The organism is Blastococcus haudaquaticus, from assembly GCF_900230285.1.
Taxonomy (GTDB): domain Bacteria; phylum Actinomycetota; class Actinomycetes; order Mycobacteriales; family Geodermatophilaceae; genus Blastococcus_B; species Blastococcus_B haudaquaticus.
This window is the reverse complement of the sequence record NZ_OCNK01000001.1, coordinates 1,081,141-1,103,831: the sequence shown is the minus strand read 5'-3', so window position 1 is coordinate 1,103,831 and position 22,691 is coordinate 1,081,141. Positions and strand designations below refer to the sequence as shown.

Genomic DNA, 22,691 nt, shown 5'->3' with positions numbered 1-22,691 from the left:
GGGCGCTCGCCGCGGCCGCGGTGCGATCATGGAGCCATGACCAGGCGGCGCGGATCGACGGCAGGCGCGTGAGCGCCGGCCCCGGCACTCCTGGCGACGACCTGTTCGACGGTGCGGGCGTGCGCCGCGCTCCCGGTTCCCGGCACCGCCGGGACAGAGGGTTCGGTCCCGCGCTCGGCCTGAGCGTGCTCGGTGCGGTCCTCCCCGGGACGGCGTTCCTCGCCGCCGGCCGGCGAGTGCTGGGCGCGGTGACCCTCGTGGTCTTCCTCCTGCTGGTCGGCGGCGGTGTCTGGCTGGCCACCGGGGGACGCCGCGCCGCCCTCCGGGCCGCCGTCGACACCGACCGGCTGCTCTGGATCGTCGGTTCGGTCGCCCTGCTGGCGCTGCTCTGGGTGGTCGTCATCGTCGCCGGCTACCGCATGCTGCTGCCGCGCCGCCCGTCGCGGGGACAGCACGTCGTCGGCGCCCTGGTCGTGACGCTCCTGGTGGTCGCGGTGGTGGCACCCGCGGTGCTGGTCGGCCGGCTCGCCGCCACGCAGCGGGACCTGATCGCCGGGGTGTTCGACGACGACGGCCGCTCGGCGACCGTCGAGGACACCCCCGATCCGTTCGGTGACCAGGAGCGGGTCAACGTGCTGCTCCTGGGCGGCGACGGCGGGGAGGGGCGGGACGGCGTGCGCACCGACACCGTCATCGTGGCCAGCATCGCCACCGAGACCGGGGAGACGACGCTCTTCAGCCTGCCCCGCAACCTGGAGGACCTCCCGTTCCCCGCCGACAGCCCCCTGGCGGCGATCTACCCCGACGGCTTCGAGTCGGGGAACGAGAGCGAGAGCCTGCTCAACGCGGTCTACCGCAACGGACCCGCCGACCATCCGGACGTCCTGGGTCCGACCGACGACCCGGGCGCGGACTTCCTCAAGCTGGGGGTCGGTGAGGCGCTCGGCCTCGACATCGACTACTACGTGCTGGTCAACCTGGACGGGTTCAGCAGCCTGGTCGACGCTCTCGGCGGCATCACCGTGAACGTGAACTACTTCGTGCCGGTCGGCGGTGACCCCGGCACCGGCTCGCTCCCCGACGCCTACATCGCGCCCGGACCGGACCAGGAGCTGGACGGCGCGACAGCGCTGGCCTTCGCCAGGGGGCGGTTCGGGCTCACCGACTACGACCGGATGGATCGTCAGCGCTGCACGATCGACGCGATCATCGCCGCCGCCGACCCGGTGACGCTGTTGCGCTCCTACCAGGACCTGGCGGCGACCACCCAGGACATCGTGCGCACCGACATCCCGCGGTCCGCGCTGGACGACTTCGTCGACCTGGGCTTCCTGGTCAAGGACGCGGGCGTGCGCAGCGTCGTCTTCGACCCCAGCCTCATCTCCCCGGCCTACCCCGACTACGACCTGATGCGGCAGATCGTCCAGCAGTCGATCGCCCCCGCGGACGTTCCCGTCGATGCCCCGGGCGACGATGCCCCGGCCGAGGGGACCCCGGCGGGGACTCCCGCCGCCCCCTCCACCTCCGCGGCACCGCCGGCCCCGTCGGGCGGCCCCGCCGCCGACGTGTCGGACGCCTGCGCCTACGACCCGGTCCGGGCCCAGGAGGCGCTCGCCCAGGGCCAGCCGCCGACCCGCGGCGGCTGACCCTCAGAGCCGGTCGAAGGGCGCGGCGTAGCGGAACGCGCCACTTACCGGCGCGCCGGTGAGCAGCCGGGCCTGGAAGTGCGCGCCCCACGCCGGGACCGGGGCGGTGATGCCCAGCTCGGCGGCGGGCCGGAAGTCGAACCGCCGGTAGTAGGCGGGAGCCCCGAGGAGGGCGACCACGCGCTCCTCGCAGGCCTCCGCGACCGCGAGGAGCGCGTGCACGAGCGCCGTGCCGACCCCGTGCCCCTGCCCGGCCGGCCGCACCCCGAGCGGACCGAGCCCGAGCGCCGGCCGGCCGAGGGGCTCCAGCCACCCCCGGGTGGCCAGCACGTGCCCCACGACCGACCCGCCCTCGACGGCGACCAGCGACAGGTGCGGCAGGAAGCCCACGTCCTCGCGCAGCTCGTCGGTCAGGCGCGCCTCGACGACGTCGTCGGGCCGGTCCGCCGCCCCGCGGCCGAACGCCGCGCGGTGGACGGAACGGACGGCGTCGTGGTCGGCGGGCTGCTCCCGGCGGATGTGCACCGGGGGAGTGTGGACGCCGGCGCCGGTCCGCGCACCGGGTCACGACGCCGGCGCCTCCATGGCGGCGATCTGGATCAGGTTCCCGCAGGTGTCGTCCAGCACGGCCGTCGTCACCGGGCCCATCACCGTGGGCTCCTGCGTGAAGGTGACGCCGAGGCCCTTCAGTCGGTCGAACTCCGCGTGCACGTCGGCGACGGCGAAGGACGTGAACGGGATGCCGTCGGCCACCAGCGCCTCCGTGTAGGGGCGGACGGCGGGGTGGTCGTCGGGCTCGAGGACCAGCTCCACGCCGTCGGGCTCCTCCGGGGAGACGACGGTCAGCCACCGGTGCTCGCCCATGGGGACGTCGTTCTTCGGCAGGAAGCCGAGGACGTCGGTGTAGAAGCGCAGGGCCTTCTCCTGGTCGTCGACGTGGATGCTGGCCAGGTTGATCCGCATGGCAGTTCTCCTCAGTCGGTGGGCAGCTGCCACCGGTCGGTGATGGTCCGGAGGGGCGAGGTGTCCAGGTCGTGGAACTTGTAGCGACCCTCGCGGCGGGTGTGGACCAGGCCCGCGGCCTCGAGCACGTCCAGGTGCTGGGACACGGCCTGCCGCGACGAGCTGAGCCCGTGCTTGCTGATCAGCCGCGTGCACAGCTCGAACAGGGTCTGGCCGTTCCGCTCCTGGAGCTCGTCGAGGATCGCGCGCCGGGTCGGGTCCGCGAGGGCCTTGAAGACATCGCCCACGCCGCAACAATAGGCAAGTGTGTACTTGCCTGACAAGTCCTCAGCTCGTCAGGACCACGCCGTCCAGCGAGGACAGCCGCAGCCAGCCGGTGTTCGCGCCGCCGGGCGGGGGCGCCGTCCCGGTCGCCGCGGCGCCCAGGAGATCGGCCAGGGCCAGCCGGCCGAGCTCGAGCCCGGTGAGCGCGGCCAGATCGGCGACCGGCACCTGGAACGTCCGGAACGCGCCCAGCGGGGGCACCTGGCCGGCCGGAACGTCCTCGAACGCCGCCGTCAGGTCGTCGACCAGCGGTGTCTGGTCGAGGAGGTAGCCGGTCGCGGCGAGGGCGCCGGCCTGGACGAAGGCGACCACCTTCCAGAAGCGCAGCGGGATGCGGATCCCGCGGTAGGGCGGATCCGCCGGGTCGAGCACCGGGCCGGTGAGCACCACGAGCTTCCGGTCGTGCGCAGCGGCATGGTCCAGCACGTGGTGCTCCAGGCCGGCCCACAGCTTCCGCCCCTGGTTGAACAGCTTGTTCTGGGGTGCGGCGTTCGGGAAGTAGAAGGTGTCGGCCTCGGCCTTCCGCGCCTCCTCCTCGGTGTGCCCCCAGGTCGCCGACGCGCGCATCACCAGGTGCCCACGGTCGAGGTCGTTGTCCGCGTACACCGGGGGCCCTGCCTGCAGCTCCGCCGCCAGGCGGGGGTCCAGCCGCCAGGCGTCGGTGCGGTCCACCTGGAACAGCCGGGCGCCGTCCAGGGCGAGCGCCGTCACGGCGGCGAACCGGCGGTCGGGACGGAACAGCACGCTGTAGTGCAGGTACCGCAGCAGCACCGTGGGCAGCGGTTCCGTCGGCAGCGGAACGGGCACCGGCGGGCCGAGGAAGGCGGGGTCGTAGCCGGCCCGGTCGTCGAGTTCGTCCGCCGGCGGAGCAGCGGACAGGTGCGTCATGGAGGAACGCTAGGACCCCTCGCGCCGGGCCGGTAGGAGGTCGCGCGCGGGCCGCGCGGGAGAATGTCGGCGTGGGTGCCGAGGTCCGTGCCGTGTCCGACGTCGACGAGGGTCTGCGGCAGGAGCTGCTGACCTGCTGGACCGACGTCACCAACGCCGGCGGCGCCGTCGGTTTCGTGCCCCCGGTCACCGAGGACGACGTCGTCCCGCTGCTCGACAAGCTGCTCGAGGGCGTCGACTCCGGTCGTGACGTGCTGGCGCTGCTCACCGTCGACGGCACGACGGCGGGGTTCGCCAGCGTCGTCGGCTCGCTGAGCCCCTTGCGCCGGCACTGGGGCACGGTGCTGCGGGTGCAGGTGCACCCGTCCCGGCAGGGGCAGGGGCTGGGCCGGGTGCTGATGGACGGCGTGCACCGGATCGCCCGCGAGCGCGGCTGGGAGTTCCTGCACCTGACGGCCCGGGACGGCACCGGGGTCGATGCGTTCTACCGAGGACTGGGTTATGCGGAGGTCGGCCGGCTGCCCGGCGCGATCCGGGTCGCGCCCGGCGACGACCGGGACGAGATCGTCATGGCCTGCCGGCTGTGACCCCCCGTTTGACAGGCTGGTGGGCATGACCGATCCGACCCCCGACGCACCCGTCTCCCGCAACGCCCGGCGGGAACGGCTGGTCGGCCTGCTCGTCCTGGGCGTCGCCGCCGTCCTCCTGGTCTCGTCGGTGAGCTGGTTCGCCAGCGACTCGACCGGGGTCGGCATCGGGCAGCTCGTGCTGGGGCTCGCCCTCGCCGGGGTCGGCGGCTTCCTGGTCAGGCGTTCCTCGGGAGCCTGAGCGACGCCGGTCCGGTCATCCGCCGGTGCCCGTCATCGGCGCCTCGGCGACCACGTTGCCGGCGCCGTCCACGATCCGGACGCTCGCCGCCTCCTGCCGGCCGTTGTAGGGGGCCGTCCCCGCGCCCCGCTCGAGCGGCACGGTCACCAGCAGCGCGCCGTCGGCGCCGAGCACCTGCGCCTCGACGCCGGTGGGGGCGCTGACGATGATCCCGGCCATGGCCTCGACCGCGACGACCTGGTCCAGCAGCGGAGTGCCCGCGGGGACGGCGGGATAGCTCGTGGTCGTCACCCCGCCGGAGCGGTTGCCGGGGGAGTAGCTGATCAGCCAGGTGGTGGTGGCCCCGGAGGGGTGAGTCAGCCCGTAGAGCTCGCCGTACCGGTCCACCCGGGCGCCCAGCTGCCCCGCGGCCAGGAGCGTCGGCCGGGCCTGCTCGGCGGTCAGCCCGTACGAGGCGAGCATCGAGCCGACCGACCACTGTGCGGCCTCCGGGTCGCTGCGGCCGGCCAGGCCGCGCGGATCCTCGGCGGTGGCCAGGGGCATGAACTCGGTGGGGGCCGCATCGCCACGCAGGCGCGCGCTCTCCTCCATGGTCATGCTCCGGTCGCTGCCGTTCTCCCGCGTCGCCCGCACGTCGCCCCCCACCCGGAAGAAGGGCACGTCCATCTCGACCTCGACGTTCGCGATGCCGTCCTCGACGTCGAGGTCGATCCGGTCGGCGCGCACCTGACCGTCGGCCTCCACCACGGGAGTGAGACCGAGGTCGACGGCGTCGCCGGGCTCGGCGACGACGACGAGGGTCAGCTCGGCAGCGTCCGGACCCGGTGCGTCGAGCAGGGCGAGGGCACTGCCGGGGGAGGCGACGCCGGGCAGGGTGGCCAGCTCCATCTCCTCCGGGGACGCCCCCGCGGGGCCGGTGAACCAGGCGTGCACCACCTGGCGGTCGGCGATGCCGAGGACGAGGGCGATCCGGCCGCTGGCGACGTCGTCGGCGAATGCGACGCGTCGCGTGCCCGGAGGAGCGTTCGGCGGCGTCAGGCCGGTGCCGTACAGGTCGGGGTCGGGGAGTGCCCACTCCAGGGCGGCCACCTCGTCGAGCCAGGTGCCGTCGTCGGCGAGGCCGCCGCGGGTGGGCACGGCGTACAGGCCGGACGGCGGCGCCGGCACGAACGGGCGGTCCGACGGGCCGGCCACCTCGCCGCGCTGCGGGTCGGCCGCGATCGTCGAGGCGACCACCGGGACGCCGACGAGGACCAGGGCCGCCGCCAGACCTCCGGCGGCCAGGGCCGCCCGGGTGCGCCGCTGCGCGCGGTAGCGCTCGCGGGTCCGCTGCGCCAGGTCGTGCGGCGGCGGGGCGATGTCGCGGGCGCGGGCGCGGAGGCCGCGCAGGCCCGCCTCCAGCTCGGTGTCGGAGATCGTCACGTCAGCACTCCTCGCCGGTGTGGTGGGGCGGGTAGGAGACAAGGACGGTGGGCGGCTGCGTGCGGGGCGGGGCGGGCGGCAGCGTGGCACCCAGGACCGTGCGCAGGCGGGCCAGTCCGCGGACGGTCTGGCTCCGCACGGTGTGGACCGAGCAGCCGAGGAGCTCGGCGGTGGCTGCCTCGCTCAGGTCCTCGGTGTAGCGGAGGACGAGCACCGCGCGCATGCGGGGCGGGAGGGTGGCGAGGGCCTCGGCCATCCGCTCGCGCTCGTCGACGTCGGCGGTGCCGTCCGGGGTGGCGGGGTCCCAGGCCGGCAGCGAGACGATCTCCTGGGTGGTCCGCAGCCGCCGCCAGCTCGCGGCACTGGTGACCAGGATCCGCCGCACGTAGGGGTAGGGGTCGCCGTCGATGCGGCCCCACCGCCGGTAGGCCTTGACCAGCGCCGTCTGGAGCAGGTCCTCCGCATGGCCGCGGTCACGCGTCAGCAGGACCGCGGTGCGGAGGAGGTCGCCCGATCGGGCCGCGACGAACGCCTCGAAGGCGGCCTCGCCGTCCGTTGCTCCCACGTGAGCCTCCCCTGTCGTCACTCTCTATGACGTTCCTGGGCGGGCAGGGCGAACGCCCTCGTGACCGGATCGTGATCAGGCCGGTTCCAGTGCGCCGTGGTTTGCGGCTGCACGTGACGCGCACCACACTCGCCTGGACGCGCGACGGACGGAGGACAGGTGAAGCTGGACAAGCAGGAGCTGCTGCGCTTGCTGCACACCCAGGGAGACAACGAGACGGCGGACCGGGCCGAGCGCGAGCTGCCCGACGAGGTGGACACCGATCGGGACGGCGACGCGCTCGACGCCCTCGGCCTCGACCGCACCCAGCTCATGGCGAAGCTGGCCGGCGGGGCCTTCGGGGGCACCATCGCCCCCTGAGCATCAGTCCCGCCACGCCCCGGCGGCGGCCGCTCGCCGGGCGTACTCCCCGAAGGTCGTGGCCGGCCGGCCGGTCAGCCGCGGCACGGAGTCGTCGGGCACGTCGTCGCCACGGGCGGCCAGTGCCTGGAACGCCGCCACCTCCGCCTCGACCTCGGCGCGCTCCCGCCCGAGGCCGAGCTGGGTGTCCAGGTAGGCGTCCGGATCGCCGGAGAACCGGACAACGCGGCCACCGGCGCGCCCGACGACGGCCAGCGCCTCGGCGAAGCCGAGCGCCTCGGGGCCCAGGACGTCGTAGGTCCGGCCCCCGTGCCCGGCGCCGGTGAGGACCGCGGCAGCCACGTCGGCGACGTCCTGGGCGTCCACGAATGCCTGCCGGAGGTTGCCCACGGGGACCGCCAGCTCGCCGGCCAGGACGGCGTCGCGGAAGAACCCCTCGTCGAAGTTCTGGTCCATCCACCCGGCTCGCAGCACCGTCCACTCGGCGCCCGACTCCCGGACGGCCCGTTCGGCGTCCAGCAACCGGGTGTCGCCCATCTCCTCGATGGCACCGCTGGAGAGGAGCACGATCCGGCGCACGCCGGAGTCGACGGCGAGCCGCACGAAGTCGCGGTCGACCGGCACCCCGTCGGGCGCCATCAGGTACAGGGCGGTCGAGCCGGACACCGCCGGCTTCCAGGTGGGCGGCACCGTCCAGTCGAACGGGGGCGTCGTGCTCCTGCTCAGCGGGCGGACGGCGCAGCCCTGCTCCCGCAGCCGGGTCGTCAGCCGCCGGCCGGTCGTACCGGTGGCCCCGAGGACGGCGATCGGTTCGGTCATGACATGTCCCTCCGGGTCAGCGCACCCGCAGGCCGGCGCCGATCTCGACGGCGTGGTCCAGGAACTCCTGGACGACGGCCGCGTCCACCGGGCTCCCGCCGGTGTACTCCAGGCCCCGCACCTGCCGGCCGGAGCCGGTCAGGAGGCCCGCGGGGTCGGGCAGGAGGACACCGCGCTCGAACACGAGGTGGACGCGGTCGGCCCTCGGGAGGATCGCGCACACGAAACCGGCCACGGGGTCGCGGTAGTTGATCGAGTGCCAGCCGTGCCGGACGCGTTCTCCCAGATCGGCGTGGCCCGAGAGGACGGCCGCGCGGACGCGCCGCGCGACCGCCGCCACGGCGTCGTCGTGCTGGGCCAGCAGGGCGTCGACCTCGGGATGGACCCGGGTGTCGACCTCGGAAGCGTCAGGCACGGGCCGATCGTGCACCCGGCGTCCGACAGTTCAGCCGGAGTAGGGGCGCTCCCGGGCCAGCTCCTCCTTGGCGACGCCGCGGATGTGCACCGCGTCGGGGCCGTCCACGATGCGCAGCGTGCGGGCGCTCGCGTAGAAGCGCGCCAGCACCGTGTCGTTGCTGACGCCGGCGCCACCGTGCACCTGGATGGCGCGGTCGATGACGTCGAGGGCCACCTTGGGGGCGGCCACCTTGATGGCGGAGATCTCGGTACGAGCGCCCTTGGCCCCGTACTTGTCGATCAGGTCGGCGGTCTTGAGCACGTAGAGCCGGGCCTGGTCGATCTCGATGCGGGAGAGGGCGATCGCCTCGCGGACGGTCCCCTGATCGGCCAGGGGCCGGCCGAACGCGACCCGCGACTTCGTCCGCTCGACCATGAGGGCGAGAGCCCGCTCGGCCATGCCGATGGCGCGCATGCAGTGGTGGATCCGGCCGGGACCCAGCCGCGCCTGGGCGATCATGAAGCCGTCGCCCTCGCCGGACAGGATGTTGCTCACCGGCACCCGGACGTCGGTGAAGCGCAGCTCGGAGTGGCCGTGCTGGTCCTGGTACCCGAAGACCGGCAGGTGGCGGACGATCTCCAGCCCGGGGGTGTCGCGGGGGACGAGGATCATCGACTGCTGCCGGTGCGGCGGACCGTCGGGGTCGGTCTTGCCCATGACGATGAAGATCTGACAGCGCTCGTCGGCGGCACCGGAGGTCCACCACTTGCGGCCGTTGATCACGTACTCGTCGCCGTCGCGGACCATGGAGGTCTGGATGTTGCGGGCGTCCGAGGAGGCCACGTCGGGCTCGGTCATGGCGAAGCCGGAGCGGATCTCCCCCTCGAGCAGCGGGGCGAGCCAGCGCTGCTTGTGCTCCTCGGTGCCGAAGAGCATGAGCGTCTCCATGTTGCCGGTGTCCGGCGCGCCGACGTTCATGGCCTCGGGGGCGATGGTCGGCGACCAGCCGGTGATCTCGGCGACGGAGGCGTACTCGAGGTTGGTGAGCCCGCCGACCTCGTGGTGGAAGAGGTTCCACAGGCCGCGCTTGCGCGCCTCGGCCTTCAGTTCCTCCAGCACCGGCGGGTGCTCGTGGTTGTCGTGCCCGCGCTCGGCGCGCCAGGCGTCGTAGACGGGCTCTGCGGGGAAGACGTGCTCGCGCATGAAGTCCCACGCACGCGCGCAGACGTCCTCGGCCTTGGCGGAGACAGCGAAGTCCATGTCCGCACGCTAGCCGCGGACGTGACCGGCGTCGCACCGGGGGTCGCCGGGAGTCCGGAGACGTCGAGAGCCGGGCCCGGCGCTCCGGTGAGGAGGCTGGACCCGGCTCTCGGGTGCCCGGCCGACGGGCCGGGACGGGGTGGATCAGTGACGACGGCTGTCGACGGCGTTGCGCACCGGCAGCAGGGCGATCACCAGGCCGACGAGGGCGGTGGCGATGTGCAGGACGTTGTCAGCGGTGTTGATGCTGAGGAAGTCCCAGTCCTTGCCCATGGCGATGAGGCCGTAGACGAAGGCGGCGCCGTAGCCGACAGCGAGCAGCCAGCCGTAGGTGCGGGCGCCGGCCAGGGTGCGGCCGAGCGCCAGTCCGGCGATGCCGATCACGATGTGCACGACGTTGTGCATCCCGTTGATCTCGAAGATGCCGAGCAGCTTCTCGTTGGTGTTGTGGGCGAAGAAGTCGTCGAAGCCCGTGACGAAGAACCCGACGATCCCGACCAGCAGGTACACGGCCCCGAATGCGAGGGCCAGGATCTCCGGGACGGTCTTGCCCCGGCCTGCTGCGTTGTTGCCCGCGTTTGCGGCCATGGTGTCCTCCATAAGTGAGCCCACCGGGGTCCCGGCGGGGGTTGCCGAATCCGGTACCCCCGAAATGTCGGGCGTAACAGATCTCCCCCGTCCGGGCGACAGACGTTGCCGAAACGTCACCGGCGTTCCGGCCCCGTCGCAGGGGGTTCCGCAGGTGTTCGCATCGCGCCCCCCGGTTGGTTCATCCCTGGGTGGGCCGCCTCCGGCGGACGACGAACGGGCCGATCGCCAGCAGGTCGACCGGTGCCGAGCCGAAGCACTCGAGGGCGTCCCGCGGGTCGTCGACCATCGGGCGGCCGGCGGTGTTGAGGCTGGTGTTGACGACCACCGGGATGCCGGTGCGGCGCTCGAACGCCGCGATCATGCGGTGGACCAGCGGGGACTGCTCCGGGTCGATGGTCTGGATGCGTGCCGTCCCGTCGACGTGCGTGACGGTCGGGATGCGTTCCCGCCACTCCGGGGCGACGTCGTGGACGAAGAGCATGTACGGCGAGGGGATCGGCCCGCGGCTGAAGATCTCCGGCGCCCTCTCCAGCAGCACCATGGGCGCCACCGGCCGGAACTGCTCGCGTCCCTTCACGTCGTTCATCCGCTCGAGGTTGGCCTCGAAGCCGGGGTGGGCCATCAGGGAGCGGTTGCCGAGCGCCCGCGGCCCGTACTCGCTGCGCCCCTGGAACCAGGCCACGATGCCGTTGTCGGCGAGCGTCTCGGCGACGACCTCGGCGACGTCGTCCGGCCGCTCGTACTCGATCGCCGCCGTCTGCAGCACCTTCTCGATCTCGTCGTCGCTCCACCCCCGGCCGAGCGCGGCGCCGGGCATCGGCTCGGTGTCCTCGCCGAGGTCGCGGGCCACGTGCAGCGCGGCGCCCAGGGCCGTCCCGGCGTCGCCCGCCGCCGGCTGCACCCACACCTCCTCGAAGGGGCTCTCGGCCAGGATGCGGGTGTTGGCCACGCAGTTGAGCGCCGTCCCGCCGGCCATGGTCAGGACCCGGTCACCGGTCTGCTCGTGCACCCAGCGGGCGAGGTCGATCAGCACCTCTTCCAGCCGCTGCTGCACGCTGGCGGCGAGGTCGGCGTGCTCCTCGGTCCATTCGTCGCCCGCGCCGAGCCGCGGAGCGAACTCGGTGAAGTCGATCTTCTCCGTGCGGAAGCCGCCGTCGTCGGTGGCCCGGATCAGCTCGGACAGCTCCCCGAGGAAACGTGGCTTGCCGTAGGAGGCCATCGCCATGACCTTGAACTCGTCGGAGCTGCGCAGGAAGCCGAGGTGGTCGGTGAGGTCCTCGTACAGCAGTCCCAGGGAGTGCGGCAGCGCCTGCCCGGCCAGCACCTCCAGCTGACCGTCGACGTAGCGCCCGGCCAGGTGGCTGTGCGCCTCCCCCCGGCCGTCGAGCACCAGCACCGCGTTGTCCCGCTGCGGCGCGGCGAGCCCCGCGGAGGCGGCGTGGGCGACGTGGTGCTTGACGAAGCGGACCTTCGCCGGGTCGAGCCCCGGAAGGGCGTGGGCGAGGAAGTCCGGCGCCATCTCGGCGTACTTCTTGCGCATCACGTCGCCGTCGTCGAACAGGCCCGTCGCCTCGGGCGTCGTCATCAGGCCCGGGTCGAAGGAGTAGGCGACGGCGTCCAGCTCCTCGGGGCGGATGCCCGCTTCCCTCAGGCACCAGGCCGCGGACAGCTCCGGCAGCTCCCAGGCGCTCCAGGGCAGCGGCCGCTTCCCGTGCTTGCGCCGGCTGAACCGCTCCTCTTCCGCAGCGGCGACCACCTTCCCGTCGACGACGAGGGCCGCCGCTGGGTCGTGGTAGATCGCGTTGATGCCGAGGACCTTCACGCATGCACTCCTTGTCCTGGGGTCGCGCCTGTCCGGTGCGGACGCCGATCCCGCGTACTGCCGATGATCACGGCGCGCCACCGAACCCGCAGCCCGAAGCGGTGACCGGGTCCGGTCGGCGTCACCCGCGGGCGCGCAGCAGGTCGTGCTCCAGGACGGCGGCCACCCCGAGCGTCTTGTAGCCGACGTCGTCGAAGAGCACGGTGACCCGGTCGTCCTCCACCCGCATGACCACGCCGGCGCCCCACTCGCTGTGCTCGACCGGCATCTCGACGGGGAACGGGGTGTCGTGGTCGTCCGGCCCGGGGACGTGCTGGGCGGTGCCGGCCGAACAGGTGTCGCAGTTGCCGCACGGCTCGTCGAGCTGCTCGCCGAAGTACCCGAGCAGGAACTGCCGCCGGCACTCCGTGGTCTCCGCGTACCCGCGCATCATCTCCACGCGGCTCTGGTCGACCTTCTCGTGGTGCTCGGCCAGCTCGCGCGCGGCCGCCGCGGCCTCGGCGGGTCCCGGGCCGTCCTTCGCGGGGTGGGCGGCACCCTCCTCGTCCAGGACGACCGCCTCGACCTGCTCGAGGAGGTTGAGGTCGCGGGCCAGCGGGGTGGCCGCGCGCCCGGTCTCCTCGCGCAGGTCCTTCACGTCGACGCCCTCGTCGATGCCTGCGGCGGCCGCGGCCTGGACCAACCCGGCGACCTGCTGCAGCTCCTCCTCGCCGGGCGTCCCGGCGGCGAAGAAGCGCCGGATGCCGAGGTCCTCCTGCCGGTAGACGAGCACGGCCAGCGCCGGCTCGCCGTCCCGGCCGGCCCGGCCGATCTCCTGGTAGTAGCTGTCGATCGAGTCGGCGGGCTCGGCGTGGACGACGAACCGGGTCCCCGGCTTGTCGATGCCCATCCCGAACGCGGTGGTGGCGACGACGACGTCCAGCTCGTCGTCCATCCAGGCCCGCTGGGCGTCCTCGCGATCGCTCCTGCCCAGTCCCGCGTGGTAGGGCCGGACCCGCAGCCCGCGGTCAGCGAGCTGGGTCGCGATGTCCTCGGTGCCGCGGCGGGTGGCGCTGTAGACGATGCCCGGCCCGCGCCCCGCGCTCACCTCGGCCAGCACCCGCTCCAGCACGCCCAGCTCCTTGCCCCGCGCGTCGGCGTGGTGGTCGACCTCCAGGCGGATCTCCGGCCGGTCGAACCCGGCGACGACGATCTCGGGCTCGCGCATCTCCAGCCGCTCGACGATCTCGGCGCGGACCGGCGGGGCGGCGGTGGCGGTGAGGGCGAGCACCGTCGGGTGGCCGAGCTGCTCGACGACCCCGCCCAGCCGCAGGTAGTCGGGCCGGAAGTCGTGGCCCCAGGCGGAGACGCAGTGTGCCTCGTCGACGACGAAGAGGGCGGGCTTGGCCTCGGCGACGGCGTCCACGACCTCGGGCTTGGCCAGCTGCTCGGGGGCGAGGAAGAGGAAGCGGACCGTTCCGTCACGCAGCGAGTCGAGGGCTTCCCGCTGGTCCCCGGCCGACATCGTGGAGTTCAGCTGGGCTGCCCGGCCCGCACGGTCCTCGATCTCGGCCAGCCGCTCGACCTGGTCGCGCTGCAGGGCGATCAGGGGAGAGACGACCACGACCGGACCGTCGAGCAGCTGCCCGGCGACCTGGTAGACCGCCGTCTTGCCGGCGCCCGACGGGAGCACGGCAAGGGTGTCCCGGCCTCCGACGACGGCCTGCATGGCCTTCTCCTGCCCCGGCCGGAACTCGCTGTAGCCGAGGACGTCGCGGGCGAACTCGCGGATGCGGCGGGTGCGCACCGAGGCGGAGTTCCCGGCAGGGTTGTCACCGGGGCTGTCCGGAGGAGAGGCGGGGGGCACCGGTTCCGTCTCCCCGGCGACCGAGATCACCAAACGGCCGGAGTGCACGCTGCCCGCTCCCGCGACGGTCGGCCGGGGTGGCTGTCGACGCCTGTCCACAGCGGAGGCCCGTCCGCGACCGGCGTCTAGGGTCTGGCCGTGGCCGCCACCTACCGGATCGCCGAGGCGGCGGCGCTGCTCGGCGTCAGCGACGACACGGTGCGGCGGTGGATCGACGGCGGCCGTCTGCCCGCCCGCCGCGACGGCACGGGACCGGCGGTCGTGGACGGCGCCGATCTCGCGCGGGTCGCGACGCAGCTGCGCGAGGCGCCCGAGCCCGGGACGACGCCGTCGTCCGCGCGCAACCGGCTCACCGGCATCGTGACGAACGTCGTCCGGGACACCGTCATGGCGCAGGTCGAGATCCAGGCGGGCCCGTTCCGCGTCGTCTCGCTCATGTCGCGGGAGGCCGCCGACGAGCTGGGGCTCGAGGTCGGCGTCCGTGCCGTCGCCACCGTGAAGGCCACGCAGGTCAGCGTGGACGTCCCCTAGGCGCCGCAGCTGCGGAGCTGTCGCCGACAGGCGCTTGCGCATCCACGGAACGATCTGCTCCACTTCGTCCGCTGTCGCGGACGACGTCGGAGGATCCATGCGCACTCGCCCCCTGCTCGCGCTGCTCGCGGCGGGCGTGCTCCTGGCCGGCTGCGGTGGCGAGGGGGACGCGCCGGCCGGCGAGGAGGAGATCCTGACCGATCCCTCCGGGGACGCCGGTCTCGCCGGCACGCTGACCGTCTTCGCGGCCGCCTCGCTCACCGATGTCTTCACCGAGGTGGGCGACCGGCTGGAGCAGGAGAACCCCGGGCTCGAGGTGCAGCTGAACGTCGCCGGCAGCGCCGCTCTGGCCGCCCAGCTGGAGCAGGGCGCGCCGGCCGACGTCTTCGCCCCCGCCGACGAGGCCCAGATGGCCCGGGTCGTGGACGCCGGCCTGGCGACCGGGCCGGAGCTCTTCGCGTCGAACCGGCTGATGCTGGCGCTCCCGCTCGACAACCCCGCGGGCATCGAGCAGCCGGAGCAGGCGGGCATCCCGGGCATCGCGGACCTGCTCGTCCGCGACGTCACGCTCGCCGTCTGCGCCCCGGAGGTCCCGTGCGGCGCCGCCGCCGCCGAGGTGCTGGACCGTGCGGGGCTGTCCGACGTCCCCGACACCTACGAGGACGACGTCCGCGCGGTGCTCACCAAGGTGCTGCTCGGCGAGGTCGACGCGGGGCTGGTCTACCGCACCGACGTGCAGACGGCGGGGAACGACGTGGTCGCCCTGGCCTTCCGCGAGGCGGAGGCGGCCCGCAACCGCTACCCGGTCGCGGTGCTGGAGGAGGCGCCGAACCGCGAGGCCGCACAGGCGTTCGTGGACCTGGTGCTCTCCGACGAGGGCCGGCAGCTCGTCGCGGACGCCGGGTTCTTCGAGCCGTGAGCCGGCCGCGGGAGGGGGCCCGCGTCCCCGCGCCGCTGCTGGTGCCGGCGGCGCTCGGCGTGGCGTTCCTCGTCCTGCCGCTGGTCGGCCTGCTGGTGCGGGCGCCGTGGTCGTCGGTGGGGGAGCAGCTCGCCGCCCCCGGGGTGGGCCAGGCGTTGCGGCTGTCCCTGGTCTCCGCCACTCTCGCCACGCTGCTGTCGCTGGTCCTGGGAGTTCCGCTCGCCTGGGTGCTGGCACGGTCGCGGATGCGGGGTCGCAGCCTCCTGCGCGCGCTCGTCACGGTGCCCCTCGTGCTGCCGCCGGTCGTCGGCGGGGTGGCGCTGTTCCTGGTCCTGGGTCGGCAGGGGATCGTGGGCAGCTGGCTCGACGACGCCTTCGGCATCACGATCCCGTTCACCACGACCGCCGTCGTCATCGCCGAGACGTTCGTGGCCATGCCGTTCCTGGTGGTCAGCGTCGAGGGGGCGCTGCGCGCCGCCGACACCCGGTTCGAGGACGTCGCCGCGACGCTGGGCGCCGACCGCTGGACGACGTTCCGGCGGGTGACGCTGCCCCTGGTGGCACCCGGGGTGGCCGCCGGAGCAGTGCTCTGCTGGGCGCGGGCGCTGGGGGAGTTCGGCGCGACGATCACCTTCGCCGGCAACTTCCCGGGGACGACGCAGACCATGCCGCTGGCGGTCTACCTCGCGCTGCAGCGGGAGCCGGAGGCGGCGATCGTCCTCTCCCTCGTCCTGCTGGCGGTCTCCCTGGCCACGCTGCTCCTCCTGCGCGACCGCTGGCTCGGCCGGGCGGTGCCGTGACCCTGGAGGCCTCCGTCGCGGTCCGGCGCGGCTCGCTGGACCTCGCCGTCGACCTCGCCGTCGCCGACGGGGAGGTGCTCGCCGTCCTCGGCCCCAACGGCGCCGGCAAGTCCACCCTGCTGCGCGTGCTGGCCGGGCTGCTGCCCCCGGACGGGGGACGGGTCGCCGTCGACGGGACGCCCTGGGACGACGACGGCGTCCACCTGCCGGCCCACCGGCGGTCGCTGGGCATGGTCTTCCAGGACGCGCTGCTGTTCCCCCACCTGAGCGTCGCGGACAACGTCGGCTTCGGGCTGCGCACGCGCGGCGTCGGCCGGGCCGACCGGCGGGCCGCCGCGGACGCCTGGCTCGGCCGGGTGGGGCTCGAAGGCCTCGGGGACCGCCGTCCCGCGGAGCTCTCCGGCGGGCAGGCGCAGCGCGCGGCCCTCGCCCGCGCGCTGGTCGGTGCCCCGGCGCTGCTGCTGCTCGACGAGCCGCTGTCGGCCCTGGACGCCCGCACGCGGCTGGCGGTCCGGGCGGAGCTGCGCCGCCATCTCGGCGACTTCGCCGGCAGCACGGTGCTGGTGACGCACGACCCGGTGGACGCGATGGCGCTGGCCGACCGGGTCGTCGTCGTCGAGGACGGGCGGGTGGTGCAGACCGGCACCCCGGACGAGGTGAACCGGCGGCCGCGGACGGACTACGTGGCGCGCCTGGCGGGGCTCTCGCTGCTGGCCGGCACCGGGCAGGGGCGGACGGTGCGGCTGGACGGCGGAGGAGAGGTCGCGGTGGCGGAGGAGGCGGCCGGGCCGGTGTTCGCCGCCGTCCGCCCGGAGTCGGTCGCGCTGTACCTGTCCCGTCCGGACGGGAGCCCGCGCAACGTCTGGCCGGCCCGGCTGGTCGGCGCGACCCCGCACGGCGCCACCGTGCGCTGCGAGCTGGCCGGCGAGGTCCCGCTGGTCGCCGACGTCACGGCCACCGCCTTCGCCGAGCTGGGACTCGTCCCGGGCGCGGAGGTGTGGGCCACGGTGAAGGCCTCCGAGGTCGCCGTCTACCGGCGCTGAGGGGCCTTCGTGGCCACCATGGCCAACGCTGGGAGAGTGGTCCGGTGCCCACCGCCGCCGTCGTCCTCGCCGCCGGGGGCGGCCGCCGCTACGGCATGCCCAAGGCCCTCGTCGAGTACGGGGGCAGCCTCCTGGTCGATCGGGCGGTGCGGACGGCGCGGGAGGTCTGCGACCCGGTGCTCGTGGTGCTCGGCGCGCGGGCCGTGGACGTCTGGCGGACGGCCGACCTGGACGGCGCCACGGTGCTGGCCAACGAGGACTGGGAGACCGGCATGGCCTCCTCGCTGCGCACCGGCCTGGAGGGGCTGCGGGGCTGGCCCGGACGGGTCGACGCCGCCCTGGTGCTGCTGGTCGACATGCCGGGGATGACGGCCGAGGCCCTGCAGCGGATGGTCGGCCACGCGTCACCCGGCGCGCTGGCCGTCGCCACCTACGACGGGGTGCGGGCGCACCCGGTCCTCATCGGGCGCGAGCACTGGGCGGGCGTGGTGGGGACGGCCACCGGCGACGAGGGCGCCCGCGCGTACCTGGCGGCGCACGACGTCACGGAGGTCGACTGCACCGGCCTGGCGGATCCGGCCGACCTCGACGTCCCGCCGCCCGGAGTACCTTCGGCGCCGTGACCGCCGGCCACCTGATCGCCAGAGTCGTCGACGCGCCGCTGTCCGTGGCCGAGCACGAGGACGCCGTGGCCGACAAGGCCGCCGGCGCCGTCGTCTCCTTCGCCGGCGTGGTGCGCGACCACGACGGTGGCCGGTCGGTGACGGAGCTCGAGTACGTGGGCCACCCGACCGCCACCGACGTGATCATCGAGCTGGCCGAGGAGTTCGCCGCCCGGCCGGACGTGCACGCCGTCGCCGTCTCCCACCGCATCGGGCTGCTCGGCATCGGCGACATCGCCCTGGCCTGCGCGGTCAGCGCGTCGCATCGCGGTCAGGCGTTCGCCGCCTGCGCCGAGCTGGTCGACGAGGTGAAGAAGCGGCTGCCGATCTGGAAGCGGCAGGTCTTCACCGACGGCGAGGAGGAATGGGTGGCCTGCCCCTAGGGCCGCCGGCGGGACGTCCAGCCCTCGGCACGGAGCCGGTCGAACCCGTCGAGCAGCAGGTCGAGCGCGAACTCGAACTCGAACTGCTCGTCGCACCCCTCCCCGACGCGCGACAGGTCGCCGTCGGTGGCGGCCATCGCGATCTCCAGGATGTGCGGGTAGCGCTCGGCGAACTGCCGCGCCGTGGCCTCCTGCGCCGCGGCAGTCGGCGGCGGTGCGTCCGGATCCGCGGGTTCGTCGAACAGTTCCGGGGTGAAGCCCCAGATGCGGTTTCCCAGCGCGTGCATCACGTGGTGGGTGAGGTTGGCCGAGAAGCCGCCGCCGCGGAACGCTCCCGCGAGGGAGTCCATGTAGCCGAGGACGGCGGGCGTCCGGCGCGTCCGTGACTCGATGGCCAGCCGCGCCCAGGGGTGCCGCAGCACCGCGCGCCGGGCCGAGAGGACCCGCTCGCGGACCTCGTCCTTCCAGTCCAGGGCGTCGGCCGGCGGGTCGAACTCCTCGATGACGAGGTCGACCATGCCGTCGAGCAACTCGTCCTTGTTGGCCACGTGCTTGTAGAGCGCCATCGGGACGACGCCCAGCTCCTGGGCGAGCCCGCGCATGCTGATCGACCCGATCCCGGCCGCGTCGGCCCGCGCGACGGCGGTGCGCAGCACGCGCTCCCTGGTCAGAGGGGCCCGGCGCGCGGCTCCCGTCTGCTGCGCCATGCGCCCACCCTCCCAGGGTCCTTGACAGGTGTACACCGTACACCTACCGTTACTCCTCGATGGTGTACGCCGTACACCTCAGATCGGAGGCAGACATGAGCTCGACGAGACGGACCGCGACGACCGCCGGGGTGTTCTTCCTGGTGGCCGCCGCCGCGTCGATCCCGGCGCTGGGGCTGTTCCAGCCGGTGCTCGGCGATGCGGAGTACGTGCTGGGCGCCGGATCGGACGGGCGCGTGCTCCTGGGGGCGTTGCTGGAGATCGTCACGGTCGTCGCCGTCGTGGGCACCGGCGTCGCGCTGTATCCCGTCGTCCGGCGGGAGAACCACACCGCCGCGCTGGGCTACGCCCTGGGCCGCCTCATGGAGGGCGCCCTCATCGCCCTGGGCCTGGTCGCCGTCCTGGCGGTCGTCAGCCTGCGCCAGGACGCCGGCGGGAGCGACGACGGTGCGCTCGTCGTGGTCCAGGAGGCGCTCGTCGCCGTCAAGGACTGGACCTTCCTGCTGGGACCCAACGTCGCTCTGGGCGTGAACACGCTGCTGCTGGCCGGCCTGATGTACCGGTCCGGCCTGGTGTCGCGCTGGATCGCCGTCCTCGGGCTGGTCGGCGGGCCGCTCATCCTCGCCTCCGGGATCGCGGTGCTGCTCGGTGCCTACGAGCAGGTCTCGGTGGTCGGCACGCTCGCCGCGCTGCCGGTGTTCGCCTGGGAGATGAGCCTGGCCGTCCACCTCGTCGTCCGGGGCTTCCGGCCCACCGCGGCCCTGGGCGCGCCGCCGGTCCGGCCGGCCGCGCCGGTGGGCTGAAGGTCAGCCCGCGAAGTCCCGCACGGGCCGGCCCCGCACGCCGGCGTCCACCATGAACAGGGCGCCGGCGAGCGGGTCGTCGCCGGGCCGCATGCCCTGGCGCGACGTCGTGATGAAGAGCTGGTCGAGCTCCGGCCCGCCGAGCGTGCACGCGGTCACCTGCGGCGTCGGCACGTCGACCACCTCGTCCAGGCGCCCTCCGGCGTCGTACCGACGCACCTGGCCGCCACCGTAGAAGGCCACCCAGACCCCGCCCTCAGCGTCGACGGTGAGCCCGTCGGGGCTCTCGTCGGCGCCCGGCGCCACGAACGGACGGCGACCGGTCAGCCCGCCCTCCCGGTCGTAGTCGAAGACGTCGATGCGGTGGGTCGCGGTGTCGTTGTAGTACGCCGTCGAGCCGTCGGGGCTCCACTCCAGCCCGTTGGAGACGGTGACGCCGCCGAAGACCTCACGGGCGCTGCCATCGGGGTCCAGGCGGTACATCGCCCCGGCGCCGGGGGCCTGGTCGTAGGCCATGGACCCGCACCAGAACCGGCCGTCGGGGTCGCAGCCGCCCTCGTTCATGCGCACGCCCGGGTCGCTCCACACGGGGTCGAGGACGGCCCGTGTCCCGTCCGGGTCCTCCAGGACGAACCCGCGCTCGACGGCGAACACCGCTCCGCCGCCCCGGCGGGGGCGGACGACCGCAGCGACGTCCCCGACGTGCGTCCGGCGCACGGCACCGTCGCCGCCGAGGGTGAGGACGTCGCCGGCGAGCATGTCCACGCACCGCAGACCGCTGCTGTCCGGCCACCAGACCGGGCCCTCGCCGTGGAAGGTGACCACGTCGGTCAGCTGCTCGGCTCGCACCGCACGATCTGACCGCACCCGCCGCCGCGGCGCCAGCCGCGGCTCAGCCGGAGGGCGCCTCGTCGGGCAGCGGCGGGGGTGTCATGCCGGCGGCCATGAGCGTGCTCAGCAGGCGGGCTGCCGCCTCCACCACGCGCAGGTCGCGCGCCGCGCTGCGCGGCTTGGCGCGGAAGGCCACGCCGCAGAGCGTGCCGAAGAGGCTGTCGTCGGCGCGGAGCAGCGGCACCCCCACGTAGGCGGCGACGTCGCGCAGCGGACCGGTGGTGCGGGAGGCGTAGGCGGGGACGGCGGCGGTGACCGTGGCGAGCCGGGGAGCGTTGCCCTCGATCATCTGCCGGCAGAAGCTCTCCTCCCAGGGGAGTTCCATCCCGGGCCGGACGGCGTCCGGCGGATGGGCCAGCAGCACGACCTGCCGGCCGTCGACGACCTCGGTCACCATCCAGAAGTCCCAGCCGAGTTGCTCGGCCAGGAAGCGCAGCGAACCCTCCGCGGCGGAACACCAGTCCCGCCACGGCGCGACGTCGGCGACATCCGCCGGGACCATGCCGTTCGTTGTTCCCCCAGGAGGGAGCGTCAACCGCTCGATACGGGTCAGCGGGCTCCCGCGAGCCCGTCGTCGTCGCGGTGGTGCTCCTGCCGCTCGAGTTCTTGCTCCTCGGCCTCGGCCTCCAGCACGTGTGCCTCACCGGCCACCGTGGCGGCCGCGTCACCGTGGGACTCCCCGTAGACCTGCTCGGCCCGGCCCAGCAGTTCCTCTGCCTTGGCCTTCGCCTTGTCGAAGATGCTCATGCCGTCATCCTTCCGCAGGCCCTCAGCCCCCCGCGAACGGCGGGAGGACATCCACCACCGCCCCCGGTGACAGGACCAACGCCCGGTCCCGGACGGAGGTTCCGTCGACCAGGAAGGAGCAGGCGGTGAGCACCCGTTCCAGCTTCTCGCCGTGATCGGCCACGATCTGGCCCACCAGCTCGTCGAGGCTCGCCGCCTCGCGGGCCTCGGTGTCGACACCGGCAGCTGCGCGGGCGCCGGCGAAGTACCGCACCGTGACGCTCATGCCCCGGTCGCTCCCGCGGGGCGCCCCGCTCCTCGCTCGCCGGCGCTCGCTGCGATGCTCACGTCCCTGTCCGCTCCCACGCTCAGCCCCCGATCGCCGACATCGGGCGCGTCGGCTGCAGGAAGCTCGGGTCGTCGATGCCGTGCCCGGGCAGCTTGCCGAGGGTCGCGATCCGCCAGCGGTCGGCGATCTCCTGGTCGGTGGCGCCCTCCCGCATCGGCGTGCGGAGGTCGGACTCGTCGCGGGCGAACAGGCAGTTGCGGATCTGGCCGTCGGCGGTCAGCCGGGTGCGGTCGCAGGTCCCGCAGAACGACCGGGTGACCGACGCGATGACGCCGACCGTGGCGGGCCCGCCGTCGACCAGCCAGCGCTCGGCGGGCGCCGACCCCCGGGCCTCGGTGTCGGGAGTGAGCGTGTGGGCGGCCGACAGCCGCTCGAGGATGTCCTCGGCGGTGACCATCTCGCCGCGCGTCCAGGCGTGGTGGGCGTCCAGCGGCATCTGCTCGATGAACCGCAGCTGGTAGCCGTGCTCCAGGCAGAAGTCGAGCAGCGGGACGGCGTCCTCCTCGTTCATCCCGCGCAGCAGGACCGCGTTCACCTTGACCGGCGTCAGCCCCGCTGCCCGGGCGGCGGCCAGACCGGCGACGACGTCGTCGAAGCGGTCGCGGTGGGTGAGCTGCTTGAACCGGTCGCGGTCGACGGTGTCCAGGCTGACGTTGATCCGGTCGAGGCCGGCGGCGGCCAGCGCCGGGGCGACCCGGGCGAGGCCGATCGCGTTCGTGGTCAGGCTGACCTCGGGACGCGGCGTCAGAGCGGTCGCCCCGGCGACGATGCCGACGAGGCCCGGACGCAGCAGCGGCTCGCCGCCGGTGAACCGGACCTCCTCGATGCCGAGCATCTCGACGCCGATGCGGACCAGCCGGACGATCTCCTCGTCGGTCAGCACCTCGACCTTGGGCAGCCAGTCGAGCCCCTCCGGCGGCATGCAGTAGGTGCAGCGCAGGTTGCAGCGGTCGGTCAGCGAGACGCGCAGGTCGGTGGCGACACGGCCGTGCCGGTCGACCAGCCCACCGCTCCCGGGCGCCGGCGCGGCGGTGGTGCGCACGCGGGGGTCGGGCAGCGGGCTGGTCATGCACCGAATGTAGTAGCGCCGCCGCCGAAAAGGAGGTGGGGACGTCGGCCGCCCCCGTTAGGCTGACCGCGCCACCC

At 74.1% G+C, this 22,691-nt stretch carries 29 protein-coding genes and 1 pseudogene; 12 read left to right on the top strand and 18 right to left on the bottom strand.

The annotated features are described in order from the left end of the window. Positions 1-68 precede the first annotated feature (68 nt). A complete protein-coding gene (locus CRP30_RS05440) occupies positions 69-1,646 on the top strand; it encodes an LCP family protein (protein ID WP_235003181.1) in 1,578 nt (525 codons plus the stop codon). 3 nt (positions 1,647-1,649) lie between these two features. Here the strand turns inward: CRP30_RS05440 and CRP30_RS05435 are convergent, their stop codons facing one another. From CRP30_RS05435 to CRP30_RS05420, 4 genes are read right to left on the bottom strand one after another with little or no spacing between them, the layout of a single operon-like run. Then, positions 1,650-2,171, bottom strand: coding sequence for a GNAT family N-acetyltransferase (locus CRP30_RS05435; RefSeq protein ID WP_097182852.1), 522 nt, complete (start codon positions 2,169-2,171; stop codon positions 1,650-1,652). 39 nt (positions 2,172-2,210) lie between these two features. Then, the gene (locus CRP30_RS05430) at positions 2,211-2,609 is read right to left on the bottom strand and encodes a VOC family protein (protein WP_097182851.1); all 399 of its coding nucleotides are present in this window, start codon (positions 2,607-2,609) and stop codon (positions 2,211-2,213) included. 11 nt (positions 2,610-2,620) lie between these two features. After that, a complete protein-coding gene (locus CRP30_RS05425) occupies positions 2,621-2,896 on the bottom strand; it encodes an ArsR/SmtB family transcription factor (RefSeq protein WP_097182850.1) in 276 nt (91 codons plus the stop codon). A gap of 40 nt (positions 2,897-2,936) precedes the next feature. Then, positions 2,937-3,821 carry a DNA/RNA non-specific endonuclease gene (locus CRP30_RS05420; protein WP_097182849.1) on the bottom strand — a complete coding sequence of 295 codons (885 nt, stop codon included), beginning with the start codon at positions 3,819-3,821 and terminating at the stop codon, positions 2,937-2,939. Positions 3,822-3,892: 71 nt separating this feature from the next. Between CRP30_RS05420 and CRP30_RS05415 the strand changes: the two genes are divergently transcribed. After that, positions 3,893-4,408, top strand: a complete 516-nt coding sequence (locus tag CRP30_RS05415) for a GNAT family N-acetyltransferase (RefSeq protein WP_097182848.1) — start codon at positions 3,893-3,895, stop codon at positions 4,406-4,408. Positions 4,409-4,433: 25 nt separating this feature from the next. After that, complete coding sequence (locus tag CRP30_RS05410; protein WP_097182847.1) at positions 4,434-4,649, top strand: hypothetical protein; 216 nt, start codon at positions 4,434-4,436, stop codon at positions 4,647-4,649. A gap of 15 nt (positions 4,650-4,664) precedes the next feature. Here CRP30_RS05410 and CRP30_RS22445 read toward each other — a convergent pair whose 3' ends face one another. Further along, a complete protein-coding gene (locus CRP30_RS22445) occupies positions 4,665-6,071 on the bottom strand; it encodes a hypothetical protein (protein ID WP_097182846.1) in 1,407 nt (468 codons plus the stop codon). Position 6,072: 1 nt separating this feature from the next. Then, on the bottom strand, positions 6,073-6,636 hold the full coding sequence (locus CRP30_RS05400; protein ID WP_097182845.1) for a SigE family RNA polymerase sigma factor: 564 nt from the start codon (positions 6,634-6,636) through the stop codon (positions 6,073-6,075). Between the two features lie 159 nt (positions 6,637-6,795). Here CRP30_RS05400 and CRP30_RS05395 point away from each other — a divergent pair, with 159 nt between their 5' ends. After that, positions 6,796-6,996, top strand: coding sequence for a hypothetical protein (locus CRP30_RS05395; protein WP_097182844.1), 201 nt, complete (start codon positions 6,796-6,798; stop codon positions 6,994-6,996). Between the two features lie 3 nt (positions 6,997-6,999). Here the strand turns inward: CRP30_RS05395 and CRP30_RS05390 are convergent, their stop codons facing one another. The 6 genes from CRP30_RS05390 to CRP30_RS05365 form a co-directional block, all read right to left on the bottom strand. After that, a complete protein-coding gene (locus CRP30_RS05390) occupies positions 7,000-7,815 on the bottom strand; it encodes an NAD(P)H-binding protein (protein WP_097182843.1) in 816 nt (271 codons plus the stop codon). Positions 7,816-7,831: 16 nt separating this feature from the next. After that, positions 7,832-8,230, bottom strand: a complete 399-nt coding sequence (locus tag CRP30_RS05385) for a DUF1801 domain-containing protein (protein WP_097182842.1) — start codon at positions 8,228-8,230, stop codon at positions 7,832-7,834. Positions 8,231-8,260: 30 nt separating this feature from the next. Next, a complete protein-coding gene (locus CRP30_RS05380; RefSeq protein ID WP_097182841.1) occupies positions 8,261-9,472 on the bottom strand; it encodes an acyl-CoA dehydrogenase family protein in 1,212 nt (403 codons plus the stop codon). A gap of 144 nt (positions 9,473-9,616) precedes the next feature. Further along, positions 9,617-10,060, bottom strand: coding sequence for a DUF4383 domain-containing protein (locus CRP30_RS05375; RefSeq protein ID WP_097183160.1), 444 nt, complete (start codon positions 10,058-10,060; stop codon positions 9,617-9,619). Positions 10,061-10,241: 181 nt separating this feature from the next. Beyond that, entirely contained in the window at positions 10,242-11,885 is a 1,644-nt protein-coding gene (locus CRP30_RS05370) for a carbamoyltransferase family protein (RefSeq protein WP_097182840.1), read from the bottom strand. A 121-nt stretch (positions 11,886-12,006) separates the two neighbouring features. Beyond that, positions 12,007-13,779 (bottom strand): RecQ family ATP-dependent DNA helicase, encoded by a 1,773-nt coding sequence (locus CRP30_RS05365; protein ID WP_235003180.1) that lies wholly within the window; start codon positions 13,777-13,779, stop codon positions 12,007-12,009. 90 nt (positions 13,780-13,869) lie between these two features. Here CRP30_RS05365 and CRP30_RS05360 point away from each other — a divergent pair, with 90 nt between their 5' ends. The 7 genes and pseudogenes from CRP30_RS05360 to CRP30_RS05335 all read left to right on the top strand — a co-directional run bounded on the left by CRP30_RS05360 (position 13,870) and on the right by CRP30_RS05335 (position 18,069). Beyond that, entirely contained in the window at positions 13,870-14,262 is a 393-nt protein-coding gene (locus CRP30_RS05360) for a TOBE domain-containing protein (protein WP_097182839.1), read from the top strand. Positions 14,263-14,359: 97 nt separating this feature from the next. Next, entirely contained in the window at positions 14,360-15,181 is an 822-nt protein-coding gene (gene modA / locus CRP30_RS05355) for a molybdate ABC transporter substrate-binding protein (protein ID WP_097182838.1), read from the top strand. Further along, positions 15,178-15,981: a molybdate ABC transporter permease subunit gene (modB, locus tag CRP30_RS05350; RefSeq protein WP_097182837.1), complete on the top strand. Its 804-nt coding sequence runs from the start codon at positions 15,178-15,180 to the stop codon at positions 15,979-15,981. The genes modA and modB overlap by 4 nt, the downstream gene beginning before the upstream one ends. Next, positions 15,948-16,448, top strand: a pseudogene (locus CRP30_RS23410) (ATP-binding cassette domain-containing protein); the annotation flags it as partial. The gene modB and the pseudogene CRP30_RS23410, both read left to right, overlap by 34 nt. 120 nt (positions 16,449-16,568) lie before the next feature. Next, positions 16,569-17,024, top strand: coding sequence for a TOBE domain-containing protein (locus CRP30_RS23405; protein WP_439647018.1), 456 nt, complete (start codon positions 16,569-16,571; stop codon positions 17,022-17,024). A gap of 44 nt (positions 17,025-17,068) precedes the next feature. Next, positions 17,069-17,647 carry a nucleotidyltransferase family protein gene (locus CRP30_RS05340; RefSeq protein WP_235003179.1) on the top strand — a complete coding sequence of 193 codons (579 nt, stop codon included), beginning with the start codon at positions 17,069-17,071 and terminating at the stop codon, positions 17,645-17,647. Continuing rightward, complete coding sequence (locus CRP30_RS05335; protein WP_235003178.1) at positions 17,644-18,069, top strand: molybdenum cofactor biosynthesis protein MoaE; 426 nt, start codon at positions 17,644-17,646, stop codon at positions 18,067-18,069. The genes CRP30_RS05340 and CRP30_RS05335 overlap by 4 nt, the downstream gene beginning before the upstream one ends. Here the strand turns inward: CRP30_RS05335 and CRP30_RS05330 are convergent. After that, a complete protein-coding gene (locus CRP30_RS05330; RefSeq protein WP_097182835.1) occupies positions 18,066-18,776 on the bottom strand; it encodes a TetR/AcrR family transcriptional regulator in 711 nt (236 codons plus the stop codon). The genes CRP30_RS05335 and CRP30_RS05330 overlap by 4 nt on opposite strands. A 95-nt stretch (positions 18,777-18,871) precedes the next feature. Here CRP30_RS05330 and CRP30_RS05325 point away from each other — a divergent pair, with 95 nt between their 5' ends. Continuing rightward, positions 18,872-19,579, top strand: a complete 708-nt coding sequence (locus CRP30_RS05325) for a DUF4386 domain-containing protein (protein ID WP_097182834.1) — start codon at positions 18,872-18,874, stop codon at positions 19,577-19,579. A 3-nt stretch (positions 19,580-19,582) separates the two neighbouring features. On the opposite strand, the gene CRP30_RS05320 is transcribed toward CRP30_RS05325, so the two are convergent. From CRP30_RS05320 to moaA, 5 genes are all read right to left on the bottom strand, one after another. Further along, complete coding sequence (locus CRP30_RS05320) at positions 19,583-20,428, bottom strand: SMP-30/gluconolactonase/LRE family protein (protein WP_097182833.1); 846 nt, start codon at positions 20,426-20,428, stop codon at positions 19,583-19,585. A gap of 43 nt (positions 20,429-20,471) precedes the next feature. Beyond that, positions 20,472-20,972, bottom strand: a complete 501-nt coding sequence (locus CRP30_RS05315; protein ID WP_097182832.1) for a GAF domain-containing protein — start codon at positions 20,970-20,972, stop codon at positions 20,472-20,474. A 47-nt stretch (positions 20,973-21,019) separates the two neighbouring features. Beyond that, on the bottom strand, positions 21,020-21,217 hold the full coding sequence (locus tag CRP30_RS05310; RefSeq protein WP_097182831.1) for a hypothetical protein: 198 nt from the start codon (positions 21,215-21,217) through the stop codon (positions 21,020-21,022). Positions 21,218-21,239: 22 nt separating this feature from the next. Further along, the gene (locus CRP30_RS05305; RefSeq protein ID WP_097182830.1) at positions 21,240-21,482 is read right to left on the bottom strand and encodes a MoaD/ThiS family protein; all 243 of its coding nucleotides are present in this window, start codon (positions 21,480-21,482) and stop codon (positions 21,240-21,242) included. Between the two features lie 82 nt (positions 21,483-21,564). Next, positions 21,565-22,614 (bottom strand): GTP 3',8-cyclase MoaA, encoded by a 1,050-nt coding sequence (moaA, locus tag CRP30_RS05300; protein WP_097182829.1) that lies wholly within the window; start codon positions 22,612-22,614, stop codon positions 21,565-21,567. Positions 22,615-22,691 lie beyond the last annotated feature (77 nt).